An 18979-nucleotide genomic window follows, 5' to 3' on the forward strand; every position below is an offset into this window, starting at 1 on the left:
CGATGATCCACTCATCAGCCTGCCAGCAGCAAGCTGACACTCATCCGGCCCTCCGGGATGAGCCGTGGCCGTCTAAGCTACACCACTCCCTGGGACACGATCGCAGAGAGGCTGCCCTTCGAACTCACGCCTCATCGAAGGACGCGCCGATTAGCCTACTCCAAGGTGCTTTTTCGCCGTGAAACCTGTCCGGTTCCATTAGCGCCATGAAAGGAATCAAACCGCAACCATAGGCCTCAGGTTCGCGGCTCCGCCGAATTCGAGGTCAAGGCTATAGTCCGCCAATGCGAGGTCGTCGCCCTTGGCCCGCTCACCTTTCACAAACATCCGTGTTATCGTCTAAGCAACGTCCGAAAAAATATCGTCGATATGGAAAATATCATCGACTTCGATTATGTCCATCGGTGTCTTGTTCGGAAACATGAGCACTTTACCTGGGCTCCATTCAGAATACGCCCGGCGTACAAGGTCCATAAAATCGACCATACCTGCATTTGTTGAATTGCGCAGCTTACCGTCGATGTTATGACGGACGAGGTTCATGTGTCTCATCGCAACCAGTTCCGTCGGAAGCATGCGAAAGCTCTCCCGGTCACCGTGAAGGCTACGCGTCGGATCGACCAGGGCTGGATAAGCTGCACCATAGGAAAGCTCGCTGTCGACATCCAGTTTCGTTAGGAAGGCGCAGCACGTATTGTCGGGGAGAGCGGACCGATATATCGGACGCTTGATGTGAAGATAAGTTGAAACAGCAGTCGACTCCAGCCTCTCATCCTCGATTAACTGCTTTGCTGCATTAAATTCCGATTGAACGTAGTATTCGTCACAGTCTAGCGTAATAAAGTAATCTACGGCGGCACGCTTGGCTTGCTGCAATCCAATATTTCTTTTTGCCAACTCGTTAATTGCAGGCGAAAGAGACAGGTTCGGCCTGTAGTGAATGACCTCATCTACCAGACCGCCTGCTTTTGCCTCCTCGATGACGGCCTCAAGACCGGGGCTCGCCGGTATTCCGTGGTTTGAAACATATTGAACGACAACATTGATATAATCTAAGCAAGGACGAATGGCTTTCAACGATGGAAGCAGATGTTCTTCCGCGTTGAATACGTTATAGGAGGCACCATAGATCATTTTCAACCCTATGCTATCAAAAGAGATTCTACAGCGTTGCGATATAGCTGATGTTGGAACAACCACTCTTGCTGCACGTAGATTTGGGGGCTCTTCGTTATATTTTCCGATAGAGCCTCAATGAAAGTATCCAGACAGTAATCGATTTCGAATTTTCTCTGCATATTAGACATCATGCCTAATGAAGATTCTCTTTCGGTTACAATTTCTTCTGCAATTTGCCTTCCTGTTTTCTTCGCGCATGACGGACGGCCGGAAAAATTGTGGGTTCGATTCCTCTGGTAGTTATTATCCGTAAGGTAACCATCCCCTCCATGAGGTCCGTAGACATAGACGGGAAGCCCACCAAGCAACCCGTAGATGACGCTTTTCCCAATGGTGATCACAGCGTCCGCCCATGCGATGTCATCGGGCGTAACGAGGCGATAGACACCCGTATTCACTCCGAGTTTCTCAACATGCAGGTTATACTGTTCCCGCATATATGTCGCGGCATCTTCCAATTCCGGGACGTGATGGTTCGATACCAATAGGACCCTCACGAGTTCAGATCGATCCCGTTGCGCCAACTTAAATGTAGATGGTCCGGCGTTGCCGAAAACGATTTCCCTCCCGGTCTTGCCTTGTATGCTGACAATTGCTTCGAGCGTCTCTTCCGAATTGCAGAGGATGGCACTCGCGAGATCTTTCTCGAGCGCGTAGGTCGGCAATTCCAGCGGGACCGCTGGGCTCAGATGGGTGAAAATCACTTTCGCGGGGAGCGGACGGCCGACATAGCTTTCGATGTCAACTATTCCAAAGGTGACATGTTGGCACCATATTACGTCATAATCCCCCGGATCCACTCTGTCTCTGAGCTGAAATGCATCGATGCCGTTCTGTTGAAGAAGCGTGGCCATCGGCGACGTTAGCTTCATGCAGCCGACGTGGGCATCGTACCCGAGCTGTTGGAATGCCTTTGCTGCTTCCAAGATAACGACAGAAGAACCGGTAATATCCGTCATCCAATGGGTAAGGAACAGGATTTTTCTTGAAACAGGCATTCGTGGGTCTTTCATCGAATATGAGGCCTTGAGCGTAGACTATGCCAGTTCGCTGGTCGACCACCTTTGCGAAAGCTGGCTGCGGAAAGTTTATCACAGCAAAATAGGCTTACAGGGGCGCAAATTTTTGAGAAAGAATATCGGAGACCGAGCTCCCGTTTTGAGGAGAGTCGTGGGGTTTCAATCTCGGCTCACGCGGCCTGGTTTGCCATCGCCAGTTTGAGTCAAGATTCGCTGCGAACGATATCGTCCGGCGCTGAGTGCGAACGATGTCGATCTCAGGGCATGGCTTTCCGAGATACCCAGCGTGTCATGTCCATCGGTCACACAGAATGGTGGATGAGTTCTGATCAAAGTGAGGCGTATCGCGTTCTGGGAAGGTCTTCACACAGAACTGCCATCGCCCTACCCTCTCCGTTCTACGTCATCGGAGACTACAATGGCTATAACGAAACGGGATTTGTTGACTGGCGGCGGCGCTGCCGCAGGTGGAGCGATCGGCGCGGGAGTGGTGACGATGACATTGGCAAGGCAGCGAGCGTCAACACCTGAAGCGCTGGACGATCACGTCCGAAAAAGCGATCTTCTCGACAGTCCGTTCACATCGAGCAGCGGCGACGCGATGAGATTGCAGGACATTCTCGACAAGGCCGATACAGCATTACAGCTGACGTCACCCTTTTCGCCCCTGACCGGCGGGGAAAGTACACCGCAGCGGAAATGGGCTCAGCTCGGCATCAGCCCCAGGGACTTCGATGCTAGTGCAGGCACGGGCGAAGACGACACGGCTGCGTGGCAGTCTGCTGCAGATGCAGCGATGGCATCGGGCGGCAAATTCGATATTCAAGGTAAGTGGAGGATTTCGGTCGGTCGCCTCAATGTTGGTAACGAGCATTTCGAAATTATCGGAAGAGGCGACCTTACGCTTATTGCCGATGACACGCAGGTCTGCGGTTTGGAGATCACCCGGGGTAACTTCACGATCTCCGGCAGCATGACTGTCTTCGGCCAGTACAAGTCGAATTACGAACATGCCGTCTGGATGCATAACAGCACACAGCTTCAGAACGCCGATCTCAGCAAATTGGTCATCGTCGGAACGAAGGGCGGTTTGCGCGTCGGTGATGTCGCAAATCCCGGTTCGGTCACCTCCGAAATCACCGTCCATATGCCGCGGACCTATGGTGTCCCGCGTCCCCTTCAAGTCGAGGGCGCTCAAACATATCTTTCGGTTGTAGCGCCGCCCTGCCTTTCGGCCGATGGCTTCGGCGGTGATGGCGCATGGAACGCCCAGACCTTCCGGACCGTCTCCAATATCGGGTCCAACCTGATGATTATCGGTGGCGAAGTCATCCAACCCACTTCGGGCTCGGCATTGGATTACCTCGTCGAGATGAGGCCATGCCTCCAGGGCGGGGATCTCAGCTGGGGTCGGGTTACGTTGAGCGGTGTCGTCATCGAAGGCGGCGGGCCCTTGGCGCTGATCAGCAATCCGTTGAACCTCTCGGGTTCGCATTCCGCTAATGATAAGCCGTTTCTCAAAGTTGTCGGATGCAACGGCTATCACAGCCAGGACAACGCGCCGATGATCGATGTCCATGCCGGCTTCCACGGCGACATCATCTTCAAGGACAGCGACGTCTGGAAGAATGGTGCGGCACGCGCGCAGCCGAACATTTTGTGCCGCGGGGATCTTGCCCACGTCTATGTGGATGACCGGGGGTTCGGGAACGGCTTCAGGGGTGCGCTGTCAGGAACGGTAGGGGGCATCGTGCACTTCTCGAAGCGGATGATTCTGGAGGCCTACAGCATCCCATCCGCAGCGCTCGTCAACGGAACGCAGGAAATCCGCTATTTGGCGAAGGTGACCGGCGGTGACCTTGATCGGTTTGCAAATATCTACAACACGGCGAATGGCGTTCTAATTGTACCCGCCGGCGGCTTCAGGGAAATCAGCATCGAGATCGACGTACTCTATCCCGCGAACGTCAATGGCTTCATTCACATCTTCGAAAACGGCGAGGAGCTTAAAGCGAGGCCTTTCGCTAGCGGAATAGCGGCGGTTTCCGTTAAGGTTCATCGTCCTCTTGCGAACACCGCCTATACGTTTGCCCTTACCGTCGTCGCCGGAGCAGGAGCGATGCCGGACCCCCGCGCATACCGTCATGTGCTCGTCGTTGAAGCCTCCTGCTAAGGCGTCGTCTGCAGGATTCTGATCGATTCAGCCAATTATCGCGCTTACGACGTGCTGCGTGGCTCGATTTCGCTGGGATTGTACGGCCGTTCGGTGGTAGAGCGGAGACAGCTTGAACGGGAATGCCGTACGCGATCGTTTCGGATTCAGACGCAATATCCTTGCCATGCAAGAAAACCCTGCAAGGCTTGCTTGAGTAATGCTAGTCGCGACTTGGACGACAGAATTTCACTGTAGAAGCCCTGATAACCATTTTTTTAAAAATTTTTTCAGCGATCGTCGGACATTCAATCGGTAAATGAGAATGGCATTCGCGTTTCCTTCAGATCGCGCATTGTCAAAGATGGTTTGGCTTGGGAAAGCTGCTCCGCTGGGGTCCGGACTCATTAGCTGAGGCAATCCATATCCTCGGCGCTACAAGCTTGAGGGCGGCGAGGTAATTATCAGCACGCCGGTCGTATCGCGTCGCGAGGCCGCGCATCTGCCTGATACGGTTGAAGAACCGTTCCACGAGATTGCGCTGACGGTAGATCCAGCGGCTGAAGCTGAATGTCTGCTTTCGATTTACCTTTGCAGGGATATTCGCCAGCATTTGCGTTGCTTGGCAGAGTTACGAATGGCGTCGGTGTCATATGCCTTGTCGGCGAGGATCGTCGCGCCGGGCCGTAGGTCGCTCAACAGCTTTTCGGCCATCGGTGCATCGGCGGCTTGGCCGGCGGTGAGTTCCAACCGAACTGGTCTGCCATCTGCATCGACAAGATGCGTGGATCTTTGTCGTCAGGCCACCGCGCGAACATCCCATGCAAAGATCGGCGGATCCCCTTTTTTGCGTTGGCACCATGCTGGTGAACGCGAACACAAAAACTGTCGATCATCACGATGTCGCCATCGTAACGCTTTGAAACGGCGTCCAGAAGGCGATCCCAGACGCCCGCCTTGCGCCAGCGGGAGAACCGATTGTAAAGCGTCGTGCGTGGACCGTAACGCTCAGGCACATCTCGCCAAGACGAACCAGTCCTGAAACGCCACAGGATGCCGTTGATCAACCCGGCGGTCGTCGAAGCGTTCTATTTCACGGCTATTGTTCGGCAACAGAGATGCGATGATAGCCCATTCTTCGTCGCTCAATTCGTGACGGCGCATGGCAATCTCCTTTCAAGGAGATGGAATCACACACCGTCAAAAAGATGAACCCCGTTTATGCGGACACCGCCTAGGCGGTGAAAGTATATCGAGATGCTTACGAGAAAAATCGTCCCGGTGATCACGGCGGGTGGCAAGGGAACGCGCCTTTGGCCTTTGTCCCGTTCGACGGCGCCCAAGCAGTTCCCGCAGTTCCTCAGCGAGCATTCGCTGTTTCAGAAGACGCTGCAGCGTGTCTCGGATCCGGAAATCCATGAACCCGCCGTGATCGTGACGAATGCCGAATGCCGGTTCATTGTGGCGGAGCAAGCGCAAGCCATCGGCGTGCGTCTGTCCTCTATCCTCTTGGAGCTGGTTGCGGACAATACGGCGCCGGCGCTCGCCGCCGCAGCGTTAGTTGTCGCCCGCGACCATGGGGACGAAGCGATCGTTCAGGTGCTCGCGTCCGATCATGAGATCGAGGCGAACGCGACCTGTACGGATTGCATCCTGCTTGCGTGCGACACGGCGGCCGGCGGCGGCTGGTGACCTTCGGCATAACCCCGACCGAGCCTGCGACCGGGTATGGTTACATCGAGACGGGTGACGCGCTGGCCGGCGGCGCAAGGAGGGTTGCTCGTTTCGTGGAGAAGCCGAACCGTTCGAAGGCGGAGGCACTGCTGGCGACCGGCCGCTATCTTTGGAACTTCGGCATGTTCATGCTGCCGATTCGCCTGTTCCCGGAGGCTCTCGCAAAATTCGCGCCGGAGGTGCACGTCAGCGTGCTCGCGGCTGTCGAGGCTTCGCGGCGCGATCTCGATTTCGAGCGTCTGGATGCGGAGGCCTTTTCACAGGCGCCGGATATTTCGGTCGACTACGCGGTGTTCGAACGCACGGCGTATACGGCCGTCGTTCCCTCGTCTTTTCCCCGGTCCGATCTGGGCAGCTGGGACTCTGTCTGGGCCGTTGGCAAGAAGGACGCGGCGGGCAACGTCGTCGGCCAGAAGGCCAGCGTTTCGGATACCCGCAATTCGCTGGTTCTCTCGCGCGACATTCATGTGTCCGTCCATGGCCTCGATGATATCGCCGTCATCGCCAGCGAGGATGCGGTCTATGTCGGCCGTCTTGCCGACAGCCAGAACGTCGGCCAGATCGTCAAGGCACTCGCACGCTCGGAGGCGACCCGCAGCCTGACGGAGGTTCATCCGACCTCCTACAAGCCGTGGGGCTCGGACTCCTCTGTACTCAGCGGCGAGCGATTCGAGGTCAAGCGGTTGTTGATCGCACCCGGGCGCAAGATCTCGCTGCAGGAGAACTTTCACCGCTCGGAGCACTGGGTGGTCGTGAAAGGGACCGCGGAGGTGACGCTGGGCGACGAGACGCGGCTTCTCAACGAAAACGAGTCCATCTATGTGCCGCAGGGCGTCACCCATCGATTGGCCAACCCGGGCAAGATCCCGCTGGAGCTCATCGAGGTCCAGACGGGATCCTATCTCTCCGACGACGACACGGTGCGTCTCGATGACGAGTTTGGAAGAACTGATATCTAAATAAAATCGCCGCCCTTTGGATCACACGAATTTACGCCACAGCCCCGAGGCTCCCATGCGGGTCCAACACATACTTCGTCGCCGCCCCCTGATCGAAGCTCTCATACCCCTGCACCGCATCGTCCAGCGGAATGATCTTGGCGTTGACAATATCAGCGATGGGGAGTCGGTCGTGGAGGATGGCTTGCATAAGTTGGCGGTTGTACTTTAGCACCGGCGTCTGGCCGGTGTGGAAGGATTGCGCCTTTGCCCAGCCGAGGCCGAAGCGGAGCGAGAGGCTGCCGCGGCGGGCAGCATCGTCTACGGCGCCAGGATCTTCCGTGACGTAGAGGCCAGGAATTCCGATCGATCCGGCGGCGCGGGTGATCTCCATCATCTGATTGAGCACGATCGCCGGCTGCTCGCCGCCGGCATGGCCGCGGGCTTCGAAGCCGACGGCATCGATGGCGCTGTCCACCTCGTCCGTGCCGATCACCTGCGCGATCATGTCGCCCAGCCGGTCGCTTTTGGAGAGGTCCACCGGCTCGAAGCCGACCTTTGCGGCATGCGCCAGGCGCTCCTTGTTGAAATCACCGATCATCACGACAGCCGCACCCAGGATACGGGCCGAGGCAGCGGCAGCAAGGCCCACCGGTCCAGCGCCTGCGACATAGACGGTGGAGCCGACGCCGACACCCGCCTTCACCGCGCCGTGAAAGCCTGTCGGCAGGATGTCGGAGAGCATGGTGAGGTCGCGGATCTTCGACATGGCCCGGTCGCGGTCGGGGAATTTCAGGAGGTTGAAGTCGGCATATGGAATGGTGACGTAACGGGCCTGCCCGCCGATCCAGCCGCCCATGTCGACATAGCCGTAGGCGCCGCCAGCGCGGGATGGGTTGACCGTCAGGCACACGCCGGTGTCCTGCGATTTGCAGCAGCGGCAGCGGCCGCAGGCGACGTTGAAGGGCACGGAGACGATGTCGCCGACGTCCAGCATCTCGACGTCGATGCCTTTTTCAATCACCTCGCCGGTGATCTCGTGGCCGAGCACGAGGCCCGGCAGAGCGGAGGTGCGGCCGCGCACCATATGCTGGTCGGAGCCGCAGATATTGGTGGAGATGACCTTGAGGATGACCCCATGCTCGATGCGGCGGCCATCGGGCGCCTCGAGCTTCGGATCGTCGATGTCGCGTACTTCGACCTTGCCCGGCTTCAGGTAGACCACGCCTCTGTTCTTGCTCATGTCTTGGCTCCTCCATCTGTGTTGTGCCGCCGGCTGTGGCGACGGGCGCTCGTTTAGGATCAAGCGCACCGTCGATCGCATCCGCGCGAGCTGGCTCTCCCTGGCGGTGGCATAAGCCTTCCTCACGCCTTGCCGCTCCTCCGCAGCACCTCCATGGACACGCACCAGCAGACCACGCGCCGGCCGGCTGTGCGCCCGGAGAAGCGACATGCTCGCCTTAAGCGGCGACATCGCACACCCCGGGCGGTCGGCTGCGTTTGTGCCGGCAAACAGAGCACGTCCTTGCCCGTTACCCAAGTAAATTGGTAGATTATTGCTGTCGGAACGTGCTCCGCTCGCGCATCCTGAAGGCTGAATTCGAGGCGCGGAGGAGGTCTTCTGCGTGAAGGGGGCACATATGACATTGAAATCATTCCTCGCGGCGGCGGCCGTTGGTCTTGCAAGTCTCTCAATCGCGTCCGTTGCAGCAGCGGCGGATAAGAAGGTGGTCATCGGCTACCAGACGGATGCGCTGCCCTCCTCGGTTGCGATTGCCAATGGCGAATTCGCCAAGGCTACCGGCACCGAGATCGATTTTCGCAAGTTCAATTCCGGCGCCGAGATCTTTGCGGCCATCGCCTCGGGCGATGTGCAGATCGGCTATGTCGGCTCCAGTCCGTTTGCGGCTGCCACGTCGCGCGGCCTTGATGTGAAGGCCTTCTATCTCTCCTCCATCTCCGGCATCGACGAGGCGCTCGTCGTGCGCAACGGCTCGGGCATCGAAAGCCTCGACGACCTCAAGGGCAAGAAGCTCGCCGCCGCCCCCGTCTCGACGGATCATTACCAGCTGCTCGCCCTCATCAAGTCGCTGGGCCTCTCGGAAAAGGACGTCCAGGTCTTCGCCATCCCGCAGCCGGAAATCGTCGCCAGCTATACGCGCGGCGATATCGACGGCGGCTTCGTCTGGGATCCGGCGCTGACCGAGATGAAGAAGAACGGCAAGGTGCTGATCACCTCGAAAGAGGTGGCCGAGCGCGGCGCGCCGACCTTCTCCGCCTGGGTCGCTGCCTCGGACTTTGCGAGCGAAAATCCGAAATTCCTGCGCGACTATGCTGCCGTCATCAACAAATATTACGCCTCCTTCGCCACCGATAAGGCAGCCTGGGGGCCGGAAAGCGAGAATGCCAAGGCGCTTGCGAAAATCCTCGGCGGCACGGCGGAGCAGCATGCGGCAGCGCTGAAGAACCTCAACCTCCTGACGCCGGACGTGCAGGCATCGGCCGCCTGGCTCGGCGGCGGTGAGGCTTCGGGTGCGGCGAAGATCCTGAAGGACACGGCCCAGTTCCTGAAAGATGAGGGCAAGGTCTCGCAGGTTCTCCCGAGCTACGCGGCCTTCGTCACGCCGGACGCGCTGGCCAACGCCAGCAACTGATCGCGTCTTCAGGGTACAGACCCGTAAAACGGGTCTGTACCCAATAACCTCAGACGCCGGCGCTCCCCGCGCTGGCGTCGTATGCATGAGATCATCCTATGCTTTCAGTCGATCAGGCCAGCGTCTATTTCGCCACGCGCGACGGCCGAACCGTCCAGGCGCTGGACCGGGTATCCTTCGATATCCTCGACAGCGGCTTCGTTGTGGCGCTGGGCGCGTCGGGGTGCGGCAAGTCCACCATTCTCAATGCCATCGCCGGTTTCCTGCCTTTGTCGGAGGGCACGATCACGCTCAATGGCCGGCCGGTCTCGGGTCCCGGTGCAGATCGCGGGGTCGTCTTCCAGAAAGATACGCTCCTGCCCTGGAAGACGATCGCCGACAATGTCGGCCTCGGCCTGAAATTCGCGGGTATAGGACGCGCAGAACGGCGAGACCGCGTCGAGGAGCTGCTACGCCTCGTCGGCCTTGCCGATTTTGCCGCGGCCTATCCTTACGAGCTGTCGGGCGGCATGCGCCAGCGCGTCGGCATCGCCAGGGCGCTCGCCACCGAGCCGGAAATCCTGCTCATGGACGAGCCCTTCGGCGCTCTTGACAGTCTGACGCGCGAGCAGATGCAGGAACTGCTGGTAGGTGTGTGGAAGCGCACGGGCAAGCGCATCTTTTTCATCACCCATTCCATTGAGGAAGCGCTGTTTCTCGGCACGCAGGTACTCGTCATGTCGCCGCGCCCGGGTCGCATCGTCGGGCGGTTCGATCCGCCGTTCATGCGCCAGTTTGCGGAAAGCGGAGACGCGCGCGCGGTCAAGACCGCACCGCAATTTGCCGAACTGCGCGAGGAAATCCGCGCCATGCTGCACGCCACCGAAACCGTAAGAAGAGACGCCGCATGAGCGAAATCACCCAGGACATCGTGCTGCGCGCCGACCAGCTCCAGGCGCACATCGAGTCACCACCCCTCCCCCGCCCGGTCCGAACGGTGGAAATGACGAGCTTCGGCATATCGGGCCGCCCGGCGGCGGCCATCAGCCTTGTCACCGCCGTGGTCATCCTGTCGGCATGGTGGGCGACATCGTGGTTCGGCCTCGTTTCCCCACTCTTCCTACCGGCACCGGCAGAGGTCGTAACGCAATTCGCCAACATCTACCGCGACGGCTATGCGGGCGCGTCGCTCGGCGAGCATCTGTTCGCCAGCCTGTTCCGCATCCTCACCGCCGCCGCCATCGCCATCAGCCTGGCCATCCCGATCGGCCTGCTGATGGGCGTCAACCGCGTCGCCAAAGGCGTGCTCGACACGCCGATCGAGTTTTACTGGCCCCTTCCGCCGCTGTCCTACCTGCCGCTAATGATCATCTGGCTTGGCATCGGCGAAACGTCGAAGATCACGCTGCTGACGCTCGCCATGTTCGCACCCATCTGCCTCTCGGCGCAGGCCGGCGTGCGGGCGCTGCCCATCGAGCGCATCAATGCGGCGCGATCGCTCGGCGCCAGCCGCTTCCAGCTCTTCACCGATATCGTCTTTCCCTCGGCCCTACCGGAAATCCTCACCGGCATCCGCATCGCGCTCGGCATCGGCTGGGGCACGCTGGTCGCCGCCGAGCTAATCGCCTCCACGCGCGGCATCGGCTTCATGATCATGTCGGCCGCCCAGTTCCTCGCCACCGACGTCGTCTTCGTCGGCATTTTCATCATCGCCGCCTGCGCTTTCTCCTCGGCCGCCGCCATCCGTCTGCTGGAGACCGCCCTCGTCCCGTGGAAGGGGCGGACATGATGTTGGGGCACTCCCGGGAAGCGCTCTAACGTCTCGATCACCGGGAAAAATCCTGTCACTGTCAAGAAAGACTTGTCTTTCTCCTCTATTTCACCGCTAAACGTACCCGCGCGTCAGAGCCCAAACCTCACAAGGCGTCACCATGAAAACATCCATCGCCCACCAGATCCTCGCCTCCGCCAGTACGCTCTTCTACCGAGAGGGCATTCGGGCCGTGGGTATCGACCGGATCATCGAGGAGGCCAATGTCGCCAAGGCGACGCTCTATCGGCATTTCCCGTCGAAGGATCATCTGGTTGCCGCCTATCTGCAGGATCGGCACGAACGCGTGCTGCGCTCGCTGCACGATGTGCTCACCACAGTCGTCCCCCCGCGCGATCAGGTCGAGGCGATCTTCCTGCGGCTGCATGAAAAGGCCGACAGCCCGGAGTTCCGGGGCTGCGCCTTCGCTCTAGCCGTTGCGGAACACGGCGAATCCGAACGGGTCACGACGATCGCCCGCACCCATAAGGCCGCCGTCGGCGATGTCTTCCGCAGGGTCCTCGCCCAGGTCACAGCCGCGCCGGAGCAGCCGGCCGCACACCTTGCCCTGCTCTACGAGGGCGCCCTGTCCACCGTGGCCGTCGGGCGCGATCCGCAGGCCGTGCTTGTCGCACGCGACTGCGCTCTAGCCGTCTTCGACGCCGCGATATCTCCCGGTCTCCAGACCCGAATTCTACACGAAAGAAAAAGTGCATGACCAAGACCATCGATTACTTCTTCGGCATCGGCTCTCCCTTCGCCTTCATCGGCCTTGCTCCCTTTCGCGAGCTTGCCGAGCGCCACGGCGCCACCATCCGCCCCTATCTCATCCCTCTCATTGAGGACAATGGCGGCATCTATTCGCGCAACCGGCCAGAGCCACGCCGGACCTACTGGACAAAGGACCTGAAGCGCTGGGCGGCTCATCGCGGCAAGACGCTGACCTTCGAAAATCGGGCCGCCCTCTCCGACCCGACCCCAGCCGGCCTGCTGGTGATTGCCGCCATCGAAACGGGCAAGGACTGGCTGGCGCTGACCGCCTCCCTGCAGGAAGCCTTCTGGAGCCATGGTTCGGATATCGGTAAACCGGAAGTGCGTATCGCCATTGCCGACGCTGCCGGACTGGACGGCGCGGCGCTCGAAAAGCTTGCGCAATCGGACGAGATCCGCGCCCTCTGGGCGTCGAACAGGGACGTCGCCTCGGCCGCCGGCGTCTTCGGCCTGCCGACCTATCGCTTCGAGAACGAACTCTATTGGGGACAGGACAGCCTTCCCTTTCTCGAGCGCCACCTGAACGGCGAAGCGCCGATCGCCTGATCGCAGACGACCTGCGATCACCCGAATCCCCGGAGTATCTTATGTCCTCATCCCCCGCCTTTTCCTCGCAGACCCTCGAACAGGGGGCGCCTCTCGCCGCGCTGCTCGAACGGCTGAGATCGCGGTTCGAGGACCGGTTTTCGGCATCGCAGGCGTTGCGCGAGCAGCATGGCCGTGGCGAGTCCCACCACACGCCGGCCATTCCGGATGCCGTGGTCTTTGCGGAAACGACGCAGGAGGTGTCCGACATCGTCCGTCTCTGCGCCGAGGCGGGCGTGCCGGTCATTCCCTACGGCACGGGCACGTCGCTCGAAGGGCATCTAACCGCGCTTCATGGTGGCGTGAGCATCGACCTCTCGCGCATGACGAAGATCCTGCGGATCAGCGCGCAAGATCTGGACTGCACCGTCGAGGCGGGCGTGACGCGCGAGCAGCTGAATACGCATCTGCGCGACACCGGTCTCTTCTTCCCCATCGACCCCGGCGCCAATGCCTCACTCGGCGGAATGGCGGCCACCCGCGCCTCCGGCACCAATGCCGTGCGCTACGGCACCATGCGCGAAAACGTTTTGTCGCTCACCGTGGTGCTGCCGAGCGGGGAAATCATCCGCACTGGTGGCCGGGCGCGAAAATCGTCGGCCGGCTACGATCTCACCCGGCTTTTCGTCGGGTCCGAAGGCACGCTCGGCATCATCACCGAGGTAACGCTACGGCTGTACGGCGTGCCGGAAACCATCTCGGCCGCGCTCTGCTCTTTTCCAAGCGTCGAGCAAGCGGTGGCAGCCGCCATCTCCGTGGTGCAGCTCGGCATTCCCGTTGCCCGCATGGAGTTGATGGATCGCGGGCTGATCGACGCTGTCAACCGCTATTCCAGTCTGTCGCTCGACGTCGAGGACACACTCGCCTTCGAATTCCACGGCTCGCCGGCCGCCGTCGCCGAGCAGGTGGAGATGGTCGCCGCCATCGTCGAGGAGAATGGCGGCCGCGATTTTGCCTTCGCCAGCACGCCGGAAGAGCGCAACCGCCTGTGGAAGGCGCGGCACAACGCGTTCTATGCCGTCGTCTCCCAGCGCCCGAACGCCAAGGGCTGGTCGTCGGATGTTTGCGTTCCGGTATCGGAGCTGGCCGGCTGCATCGTGATGACGCGCGAGTTGCTAAAGGATTGCAGCGTTCCTGCCGCCATTCTCGGCCATGTCGGCGATGGCAATTATCATGTCGTCTTCGCCGTCGATCCGCAAAACAAAGCCGAACTCGACGAGGTCGCTGCCATCAACAAGGCGATGGTCCACCACGCCATCTCCGTCGGCGGCACCTCCACCGGCGAGCATGGCGTCGGCACCGGCAAGATCGGCTATCTCAGACGCGAGCACGGCGGCGCCGTCGATCTCATGGGCGTCATCAAGGCCGCCATCGACCCCAAGGGCATCATGAACCCCGGCAAGATCCTGCCCGACGACGCTTTCCTGTCCGACCATTGAGAGGACCAGAGCCTATGACGCCCTTCAAGACTCACAGCTCGCACTGGGGCGCCTTTTCCGGCCGCGTTCAGGACGGCGCACTCGAAATCCGCCCACATGCCGGCGATCCCCACCCCTCGCCGCTCCTCGGCAACCTGCCCGCCAGCGCCGATAGCCCCATGCGTATCCGCCGTCCGGCTGTGCGGCGTGGCTGGCTGGAGCACGGACCCGGTGCAGCCGCCGCGCGTGGCGCAGACGACTTCGTTGAGGTCGAATGGGACGAGGCGCTGGCGCTGGTCGCAGCTGAGCTTCGCAGGGTCTACGACACCCACGGCCCGCAGGCCGTGTTCGGCGGGTCCTATGGCTGGGCGAGCGCCGGGCGCTTCCACCATGCGCAGAGCCAGGTCCACCGGTTCCTGAACCTGCTCGGCGGCTATGTGAAATCCGTCAACACCTATAGCTCTGGCGCTGCCATGGTCATCATGCCGCATGTCCTTGGCCCCTATGATCACGTGGAGCGAAAGAGCGTCACCTGGGATGCCATCGCGCGCAGCTCCCAAATGGTCGTCGCCTTCGGCGGCATGGCCATCAAGAATGCGGATGTGCATGGCGGCGGCAACAGCGCGCATATCGTGCGCGACAGGATCGGCAGTGCCAGCGCGCGCGGCTGCCGCTTCATCCTCGTCAGCCCGCTGAGAGACGATTTCCCGCCGGAAGCGGACGGCGAATGGCTGTCGATCGTACCGGGAACCGACGTCGCGCTGATGCTGGGCATTGCGCATGTCCTTGCCACCGAGCTTCTGCATGACCGCGCCTTCCTTGATCGCTACACGGTCGGCTACCTCGCTTTCGAGGCCTATCTCACCGGCGCATCCGACGGCGTGGAAAAGACCCCCGAATGGGCCTCCGCCCTTTGCGGTATCGATGCGGAGACGATCCGCACGCTCGCCCGTGACATGGCGCGGTCAAGAACGCTCGTCACCGTCAGCCATTCGCTGCAGCGGGCAGACCATGGCGAACAGCCGGTCTGGATGGGCATTGTCCTTGCCGCCATGCTCGGTCAGATGGGGCTCGACGGCGGCGGCTACTCATATTCGCTCGGGGCGCTCGGCAATACCGGCAAGCAAGATCTCACTGTTCCCCTGCCGACGCTCGATCAGTTCCGCAACCCGGTCGCCGACTTCATCCCCGTCGCACGCATCGCCGACATGCTGCTGCAGGCGGGTGCCCCCTATGCCTATAACGGGGAGGCGCGGCGCTATCCGGATATCAAGCTCGTCTACTGGGCCGGCGGCAATCCCTTCCACCATCATCAGGATCTCAATCGGCTCCGCGCCGCGTTCCGGCGTCCGGAGACCATCATTGTGCACGAAACGGCCTGGACGTCGTCGGCCCGCCACGCCGATATCGTGCTGCCGGCAACCACGACGCTGGAGCGCGACGATATCGGCGCAGCCTCGGGCGATCCCCTGATGATCGCCATGAAACAGCTGATCGCGCCCGTGGGCGAGGCGCGGGACGACTACGCCATCTTTTCCGGCCTTGCCCGCCTGCTCGGCATCGCGGAGGCTTTCACCGAAAACCGCAGCGCCCGCGACTGGCTGGCCGTCCTCTACGACACGACGCGAAAGGCGCTCGACGCTGGCGGCCATGAGGCCCCGGATTTCGAGACCTTCTGGGCACGCGGCGAGCTCACTTTGCCGGTCAAGCCCGACACCGGCGGTCCCGCCCGCGCCTTCCGGGACGATCCGCGCGCCTCCCCGCTCGCGACCCCCTCGGGCAAGATCGAGATCTTCTCGCAAACGATCGAGAGCTTCGGCTACGAGGATTGCCAAGGCCATCCGCGCTGGTATCCGCCGCATGCCGAAGCCGAGGGCGCGGACCCCGCCCCGCTGCACCTCGTTTGCAACCAGCCGCATCAGCGCCTGCACAGCCAGCTCGATTACGGCGCCGTCAGCCGGGCGACCAAGATCGACGGCCGCGAGGCCCTGCGCATCCACCCGGCCGACGCCGCCGCGCGCGGCATTCAGGATGGCGACGTGGTGCGCCTCTCCAACGCGCGCGGCAGCTGCCTTGCCGCCGCCGTGCTCAGCGATGCCCTGCGCCCCGGCGTGATGCAGCTTGCCACCGGCGCCTGGTTCGAGCCGCACGATCCGACGGCCGAAGAGGCCACGTGCATCCACGGCAACCCCAACATCCTCACCCGCGACATCGGCACTTCTCAACTCGCACAGGGCTGCACGGGACAGCTCACCCGCGTCGAGATCGAGCGCTTCGCCGGCACCCCGCCGCCGGTACGGATCTTTGAGCCGATGCAGTTTGCACATCGTCCATGATGGTCATCATTGGAGTCACGCGCCACAATCAGCCGAAAACCACGAGAATGCACGCTCCCTCTGGATGAACAGACTATTCACCCTAGGTTCATCCCTTGCCACCTAATAGTAAGACTTACTTAGCAAGGATGACCCAATGACCAAGTTCACTCACGTTTTCGGCGCTGCCGCTGTTGCGGTCGTGCTGGGCCTTACAAGCTTCTCAGCCGCATCTGCCGCACCGATCGTGCCGGCGCCCGTTCAGCTGACCATGGACGCACAGCAGGTTCAGTATCGTCACCGCGACGATCGCCCTCGCTGGATGAAGCGCCAGGATCGCAGGCATGAGCGCCGCATGGAACGTCGCGAAGAGCGTCGGGGCTACTGGCGCGGTCACCGCGGCTACCGCGAAGCCCGTCGTGGCTACCGTCGCCACTCCGACGGTTACTACTACGCACCGGAAGTCTTCCGTCTTGTCATTCGATAACAGTTCAATGGCCGCCGCTCTGCAGAGAGCGGCGGCTCTTTCTTTTGTCGGAAGTCGACAGTGAAAGCGATTGCTGCCGCACAGCGCTAATAAATCGCTTCCTGTCATCTGATGTTCAGTCGCGGTCCACCAGCCCGGACGTATGTCACCACTCTCAACAGAAACATGAACTTTTTCGGCATCCGTGCCGCACGCAATCGCGTCCTCTATCAGGCGGTCGTGGTGGCCTTCGAACTTGCAAATGAAAGAGACAGCTCAAACCTTCCGCTCCGCGGGATCGTTTGCGACAACACCGTCTTGGTGTCGACAATGACCGACGGTCGAGACCATTCGCATTCTCCGTGAGCACAAGCAGCTCGATGAAAGCGTTTTCGGCAAGAATGCCGTCGCGACGTCAAACACGGCGGTCGAAGTCTACCATGTTGGGAGAGGTTCCACGCGTTCTCTCACTTCCCCTGTCAATGTAACAGACAATAAGCGCCTGTGATCATCGACCGGGACGACTTGAACGTGCTGTACCGGAGGCTGTAACCTGGCACGACCGACCCGACACTTTACCGGCAACTCTTCACACCGTTCATTGTGTGGAATCCTGCGGTAAAAAACGAGTGAGCTGAGGTCAAGCGCTGGGCGCGGTGTGGAACCATAGGCGTAAATCGGCGCCCGACACTTACGAGATCGGCCACCCGTCCGGTATACGATGAGCATGCCGCCGAATTCTTCCAAGATGCTGCCCTCGCCTACATGGTCATGACGGCGCTTTTGTATATGGGCGTGCAACCACGCGAGCTCTTCACTCTCTTACCGAGCGATGTTGGCGTGGCTGGACTAGAGAATGAAGAAGCCTTTGCTCATAACGATCGGATCATCGAAATGAAGCTGGAAATCGGCCACTTTATCCCCGTTCGTGTCCCCGTAAACATACGTGTCGGAAGCTTGTTTCTCCACGCGAAGTTCGCCAGCAGTGCCCGAGAACGCCTTCGAGCCGAGAAAGGAAAACCCGTCATTCTTGGCGTTCTTGGTGTTTGCATCAATACCCGATAGGTCGATGCGATCACCACCTGCGCCGGAGAAATCGAAGATCGTGTCGACGCCAAGTTGCGCACTGGACTCGTTCACCGTCTTGTAGACGAAGGTATCCTTGCCGCCTTCGCCATAAAGAGCGTCGGCGCCAATCCCGCCGATGAGTTTGTCGTTCCCGGCTCCGCCGACAAGCCGATCATTGCCGCGGTTGCCTGAGATAGTGTCGTTTCCGCTATATCCGAAAAGCACGTCCGAGGAGTTGCTGCCGTAGATGTCGTCAGCGCCAGCTAGGGCGGTTTTAACGGCTGACTTTATCGCATTTTCGCTGCCACTCTCTGCGAGCTTGATGATGGTCTTCACGGACAGATTGAGGCCGGACACCGATGCGTACAGCGAACTTCCGTATTTTTCAGTGAACCCCGTGACAGTTCCGCCCACCAGCCCATCGTCGCTGTAAGAGAAACCCTTGCCGTTGATCACGACCTTCAAGCTGCCCACATAACCACTAATCGTCGTCTTGTTGTATGATGAAATGTAGACATTGCCCATGGACGACAAATCAAGATCGTAGTCCGTCATGTCGAGACTGTAGTCTCCCCCGACCCGTATCGTAACGCCCATCGTCCCCTCCTGTTAATGTAAGCAGCATAACACTCTAAGATTGCACAAAGTCAAGCGGATGTCAGCCACATCAAGAAGAAAGCGACCTGTTTCGGTTGTAGAAACGTGCACTGCGAATGAATGAAACTGCATCCCCGGCTCGCGACGAAAATAAGAGTTTGTAAGCCATCAACGCTGGCTCGCCGAGTCCACCGGAAAATGCGAATCTCATTCGGGATGCTCCGGCATTCGACGCTTTCGCCGGTTGCCCTCGGTTACGGTACCGTCAAAGGAAACATCTTCGATGCCGTTGGC

Annotated in this window: 13 protein-coding genes and 2 pseudogenes; 10 read left to right on the forward strand and 5 right to left on the reverse strand. The window is 60.2% G+C overall.

What is annotated here, in order from left to right; genetic code table 11:
* Positions 1 to 339: 339 nt before the first annotated feature.
* Both C8J33_RS25120 and C8J33_RS25125 read right to left on the reverse strand, forming a co-directional pair.
* The gene (locus C8J33_RS25120) at positions 340 to 1134 is read right to left on the reverse strand and encodes a hypothetical protein (protein ID WP_132665755.1); all 795 of its coding nucleotides are present in this window, start codon (positions 1132 to 1134) and stop codon (positions 340 to 342) included.
* 8 nt (positions 1135 to 1142) lie between these two features.
* Complete coding sequence (locus C8J33_RS25125; RefSeq protein WP_132665756.1) at positions 1143 to 2192, reverse strand: hypothetical protein; 1050 nt, start codon at positions 2190 to 2192, stop codon at positions 1143 to 1145.
* Between the two features lie 424 nt (positions 2193 to 2616).
* On the opposite strand from C8J33_RS25125, the gene C8J33_RS25130 reads away from it, so the two are divergent.
* Positions 2617 to 4371, forward strand: a complete 1755-nt coding sequence (locus C8J33_RS25130) for a hypothetical protein (RefSeq protein WP_132665757.1) — start codon at positions 2617 to 2619, stop codon at positions 4369 to 4371.
* Between the two features lie 337 nt (positions 4372 to 4708).
* On the opposite strand, the pseudogene C8J33_RS25135 reads toward C8J33_RS25130, so the two are convergent.
* Positions 4709 to 5520, reverse strand: a pseudogene (locus tag C8J33_RS25135) (IS5 family transposase).
* An 87-nt stretch (positions 5521 to 5607) separates the two neighbouring features.
* Here C8J33_RS25135 and C8J33_RS25140 point away from each other — a divergent pair.
* Positions 5608 to 7043 (forward strand): annotated as a pseudogene (locus C8J33_RS25140) (mannose-1-phosphate guanylyltransferase/mannose-6-phosphate isomerase).
* 31 nt (positions 7044 to 7074) lie between these two features.
* Here C8J33_RS25140 and fdhA read toward each other — a convergent pair.
* Positions 7075 to 8265 carry a formaldehyde dehydrogenase, glutathione-independent gene (gene fdhA, locus C8J33_RS25145; RefSeq protein WP_132665758.1) on the reverse strand — a complete coding sequence of 397 codons (1191 nt, stop codon included), beginning with the start codon at positions 8263 to 8265 and terminating at the stop codon, positions 7075 to 7077.
* A 397-nt stretch (positions 8266 to 8662) separates the two neighbouring features.
* Between fdhA and tauA the strand changes: the two genes are divergently transcribed.
* From tauA to C8J33_RS25185, 8 genes are all read left to right on the forward strand, one after another.
* The gene (gene tauA, locus C8J33_RS25150) at positions 8663 to 9676 is read left to right on the forward strand and encodes a taurine ABC transporter substrate-binding protein (protein WP_132665759.1); all 1014 of its coding nucleotides are present in this window, start codon (positions 8663 to 8665) and stop codon (positions 9674 to 9676) included.
* 98 nt (positions 9677 to 9774) lie between these two features.
* Positions 9775 to 10566, forward strand: a complete 792-nt coding sequence (locus C8J33_RS25155; RefSeq protein WP_132665760.1) for a taurine ABC transporter ATP-binding protein — start codon at positions 9775 to 9777, stop codon at positions 10564 to 10566.
* 92 nt (positions 10567 to 10658) lie between these two features.
* Positions 10659 to 11444 carry an ABC transporter permease subunit gene (locus C8J33_RS25160; RefSeq protein ID WP_422039107.1) on the forward strand — a complete coding sequence of 262 codons (786 nt, stop codon included), beginning with the start codon at positions 10659 to 10661 and terminating at the stop codon, positions 11442 to 11444.
* 142 nt (positions 11445 to 11586) lie between these two features.
* Positions 11587 to 12183: a TetR/AcrR family transcriptional regulator gene (locus C8J33_RS25165; RefSeq protein WP_132665762.1), complete on the forward strand. Its 597-nt coding sequence runs from the start codon at positions 11587 to 11589 to the stop codon at positions 12181 to 12183.
* Positions 12180 to 12782 carry a 2-hydroxychromene-2-carboxylate isomerase gene (locus C8J33_RS25170; protein WP_132665763.1) on the forward strand — a complete coding sequence of 201 codons (603 nt, stop codon included), beginning with the start codon at positions 12180 to 12182 and terminating at the stop codon, positions 12780 to 12782. The genes C8J33_RS25165 and C8J33_RS25170 overlap by 4 nt, the downstream gene beginning before the upstream one ends.
* Before the next feature lie 41 nt (positions 12783 to 12823).
* The gene (locus tag C8J33_RS25175; RefSeq protein WP_132665764.1) at positions 12824 to 14260 is read left to right on the forward strand and encodes an FAD-binding oxidoreductase; all 1437 of its coding nucleotides are present in this window, start codon (positions 12824 to 12826) and stop codon (positions 14258 to 14260) included.
* 14 nt (positions 14261 to 14274) lie between these two features.
* Positions 14275 to 16575 (forward strand): molybdopterin-dependent oxidoreductase, encoded by a 2301-nt coding sequence (locus tag C8J33_RS25180; RefSeq protein WP_132665765.1) that lies wholly within the window; start codon positions 14275 to 14277, stop codon positions 16573 to 16575.
* Positions 16576 to 16711: 136 nt separating this feature from the next.
* Positions 16712 to 17041: a hypothetical protein gene (locus C8J33_RS25185; RefSeq protein ID WP_132665766.1), complete on the forward strand. Its 330-nt coding sequence runs from the start codon at positions 16712 to 16714 to the stop codon at positions 17039 to 17041.
* Between the two features lie 828 nt (positions 17042 to 17869).
* On the opposite strand, the gene C8J33_RS25190 is transcribed toward C8J33_RS25185, so the two are convergent.
* Positions 17870 to 18685: a calcium-binding protein gene (locus C8J33_RS25190; protein WP_132665767.1), complete on the reverse strand. Its 816-nt coding sequence runs from the start codon at positions 18683 to 18685 to the stop codon at positions 17870 to 17872.
* Positions 18686 to 18979 lie beyond the last annotated feature (294 nt).

Origin of the sequence: Rhizobium sp. PP-CC-3G-465, from assembly GCF_004343445.1 — a bacterium.
Lineage (GTDB): Bacteria > Pseudomonadota > Alphaproteobacteria > Rhizobiales > Rhizobiaceae > Ferranicluibacter > Ferranicluibacter rubi.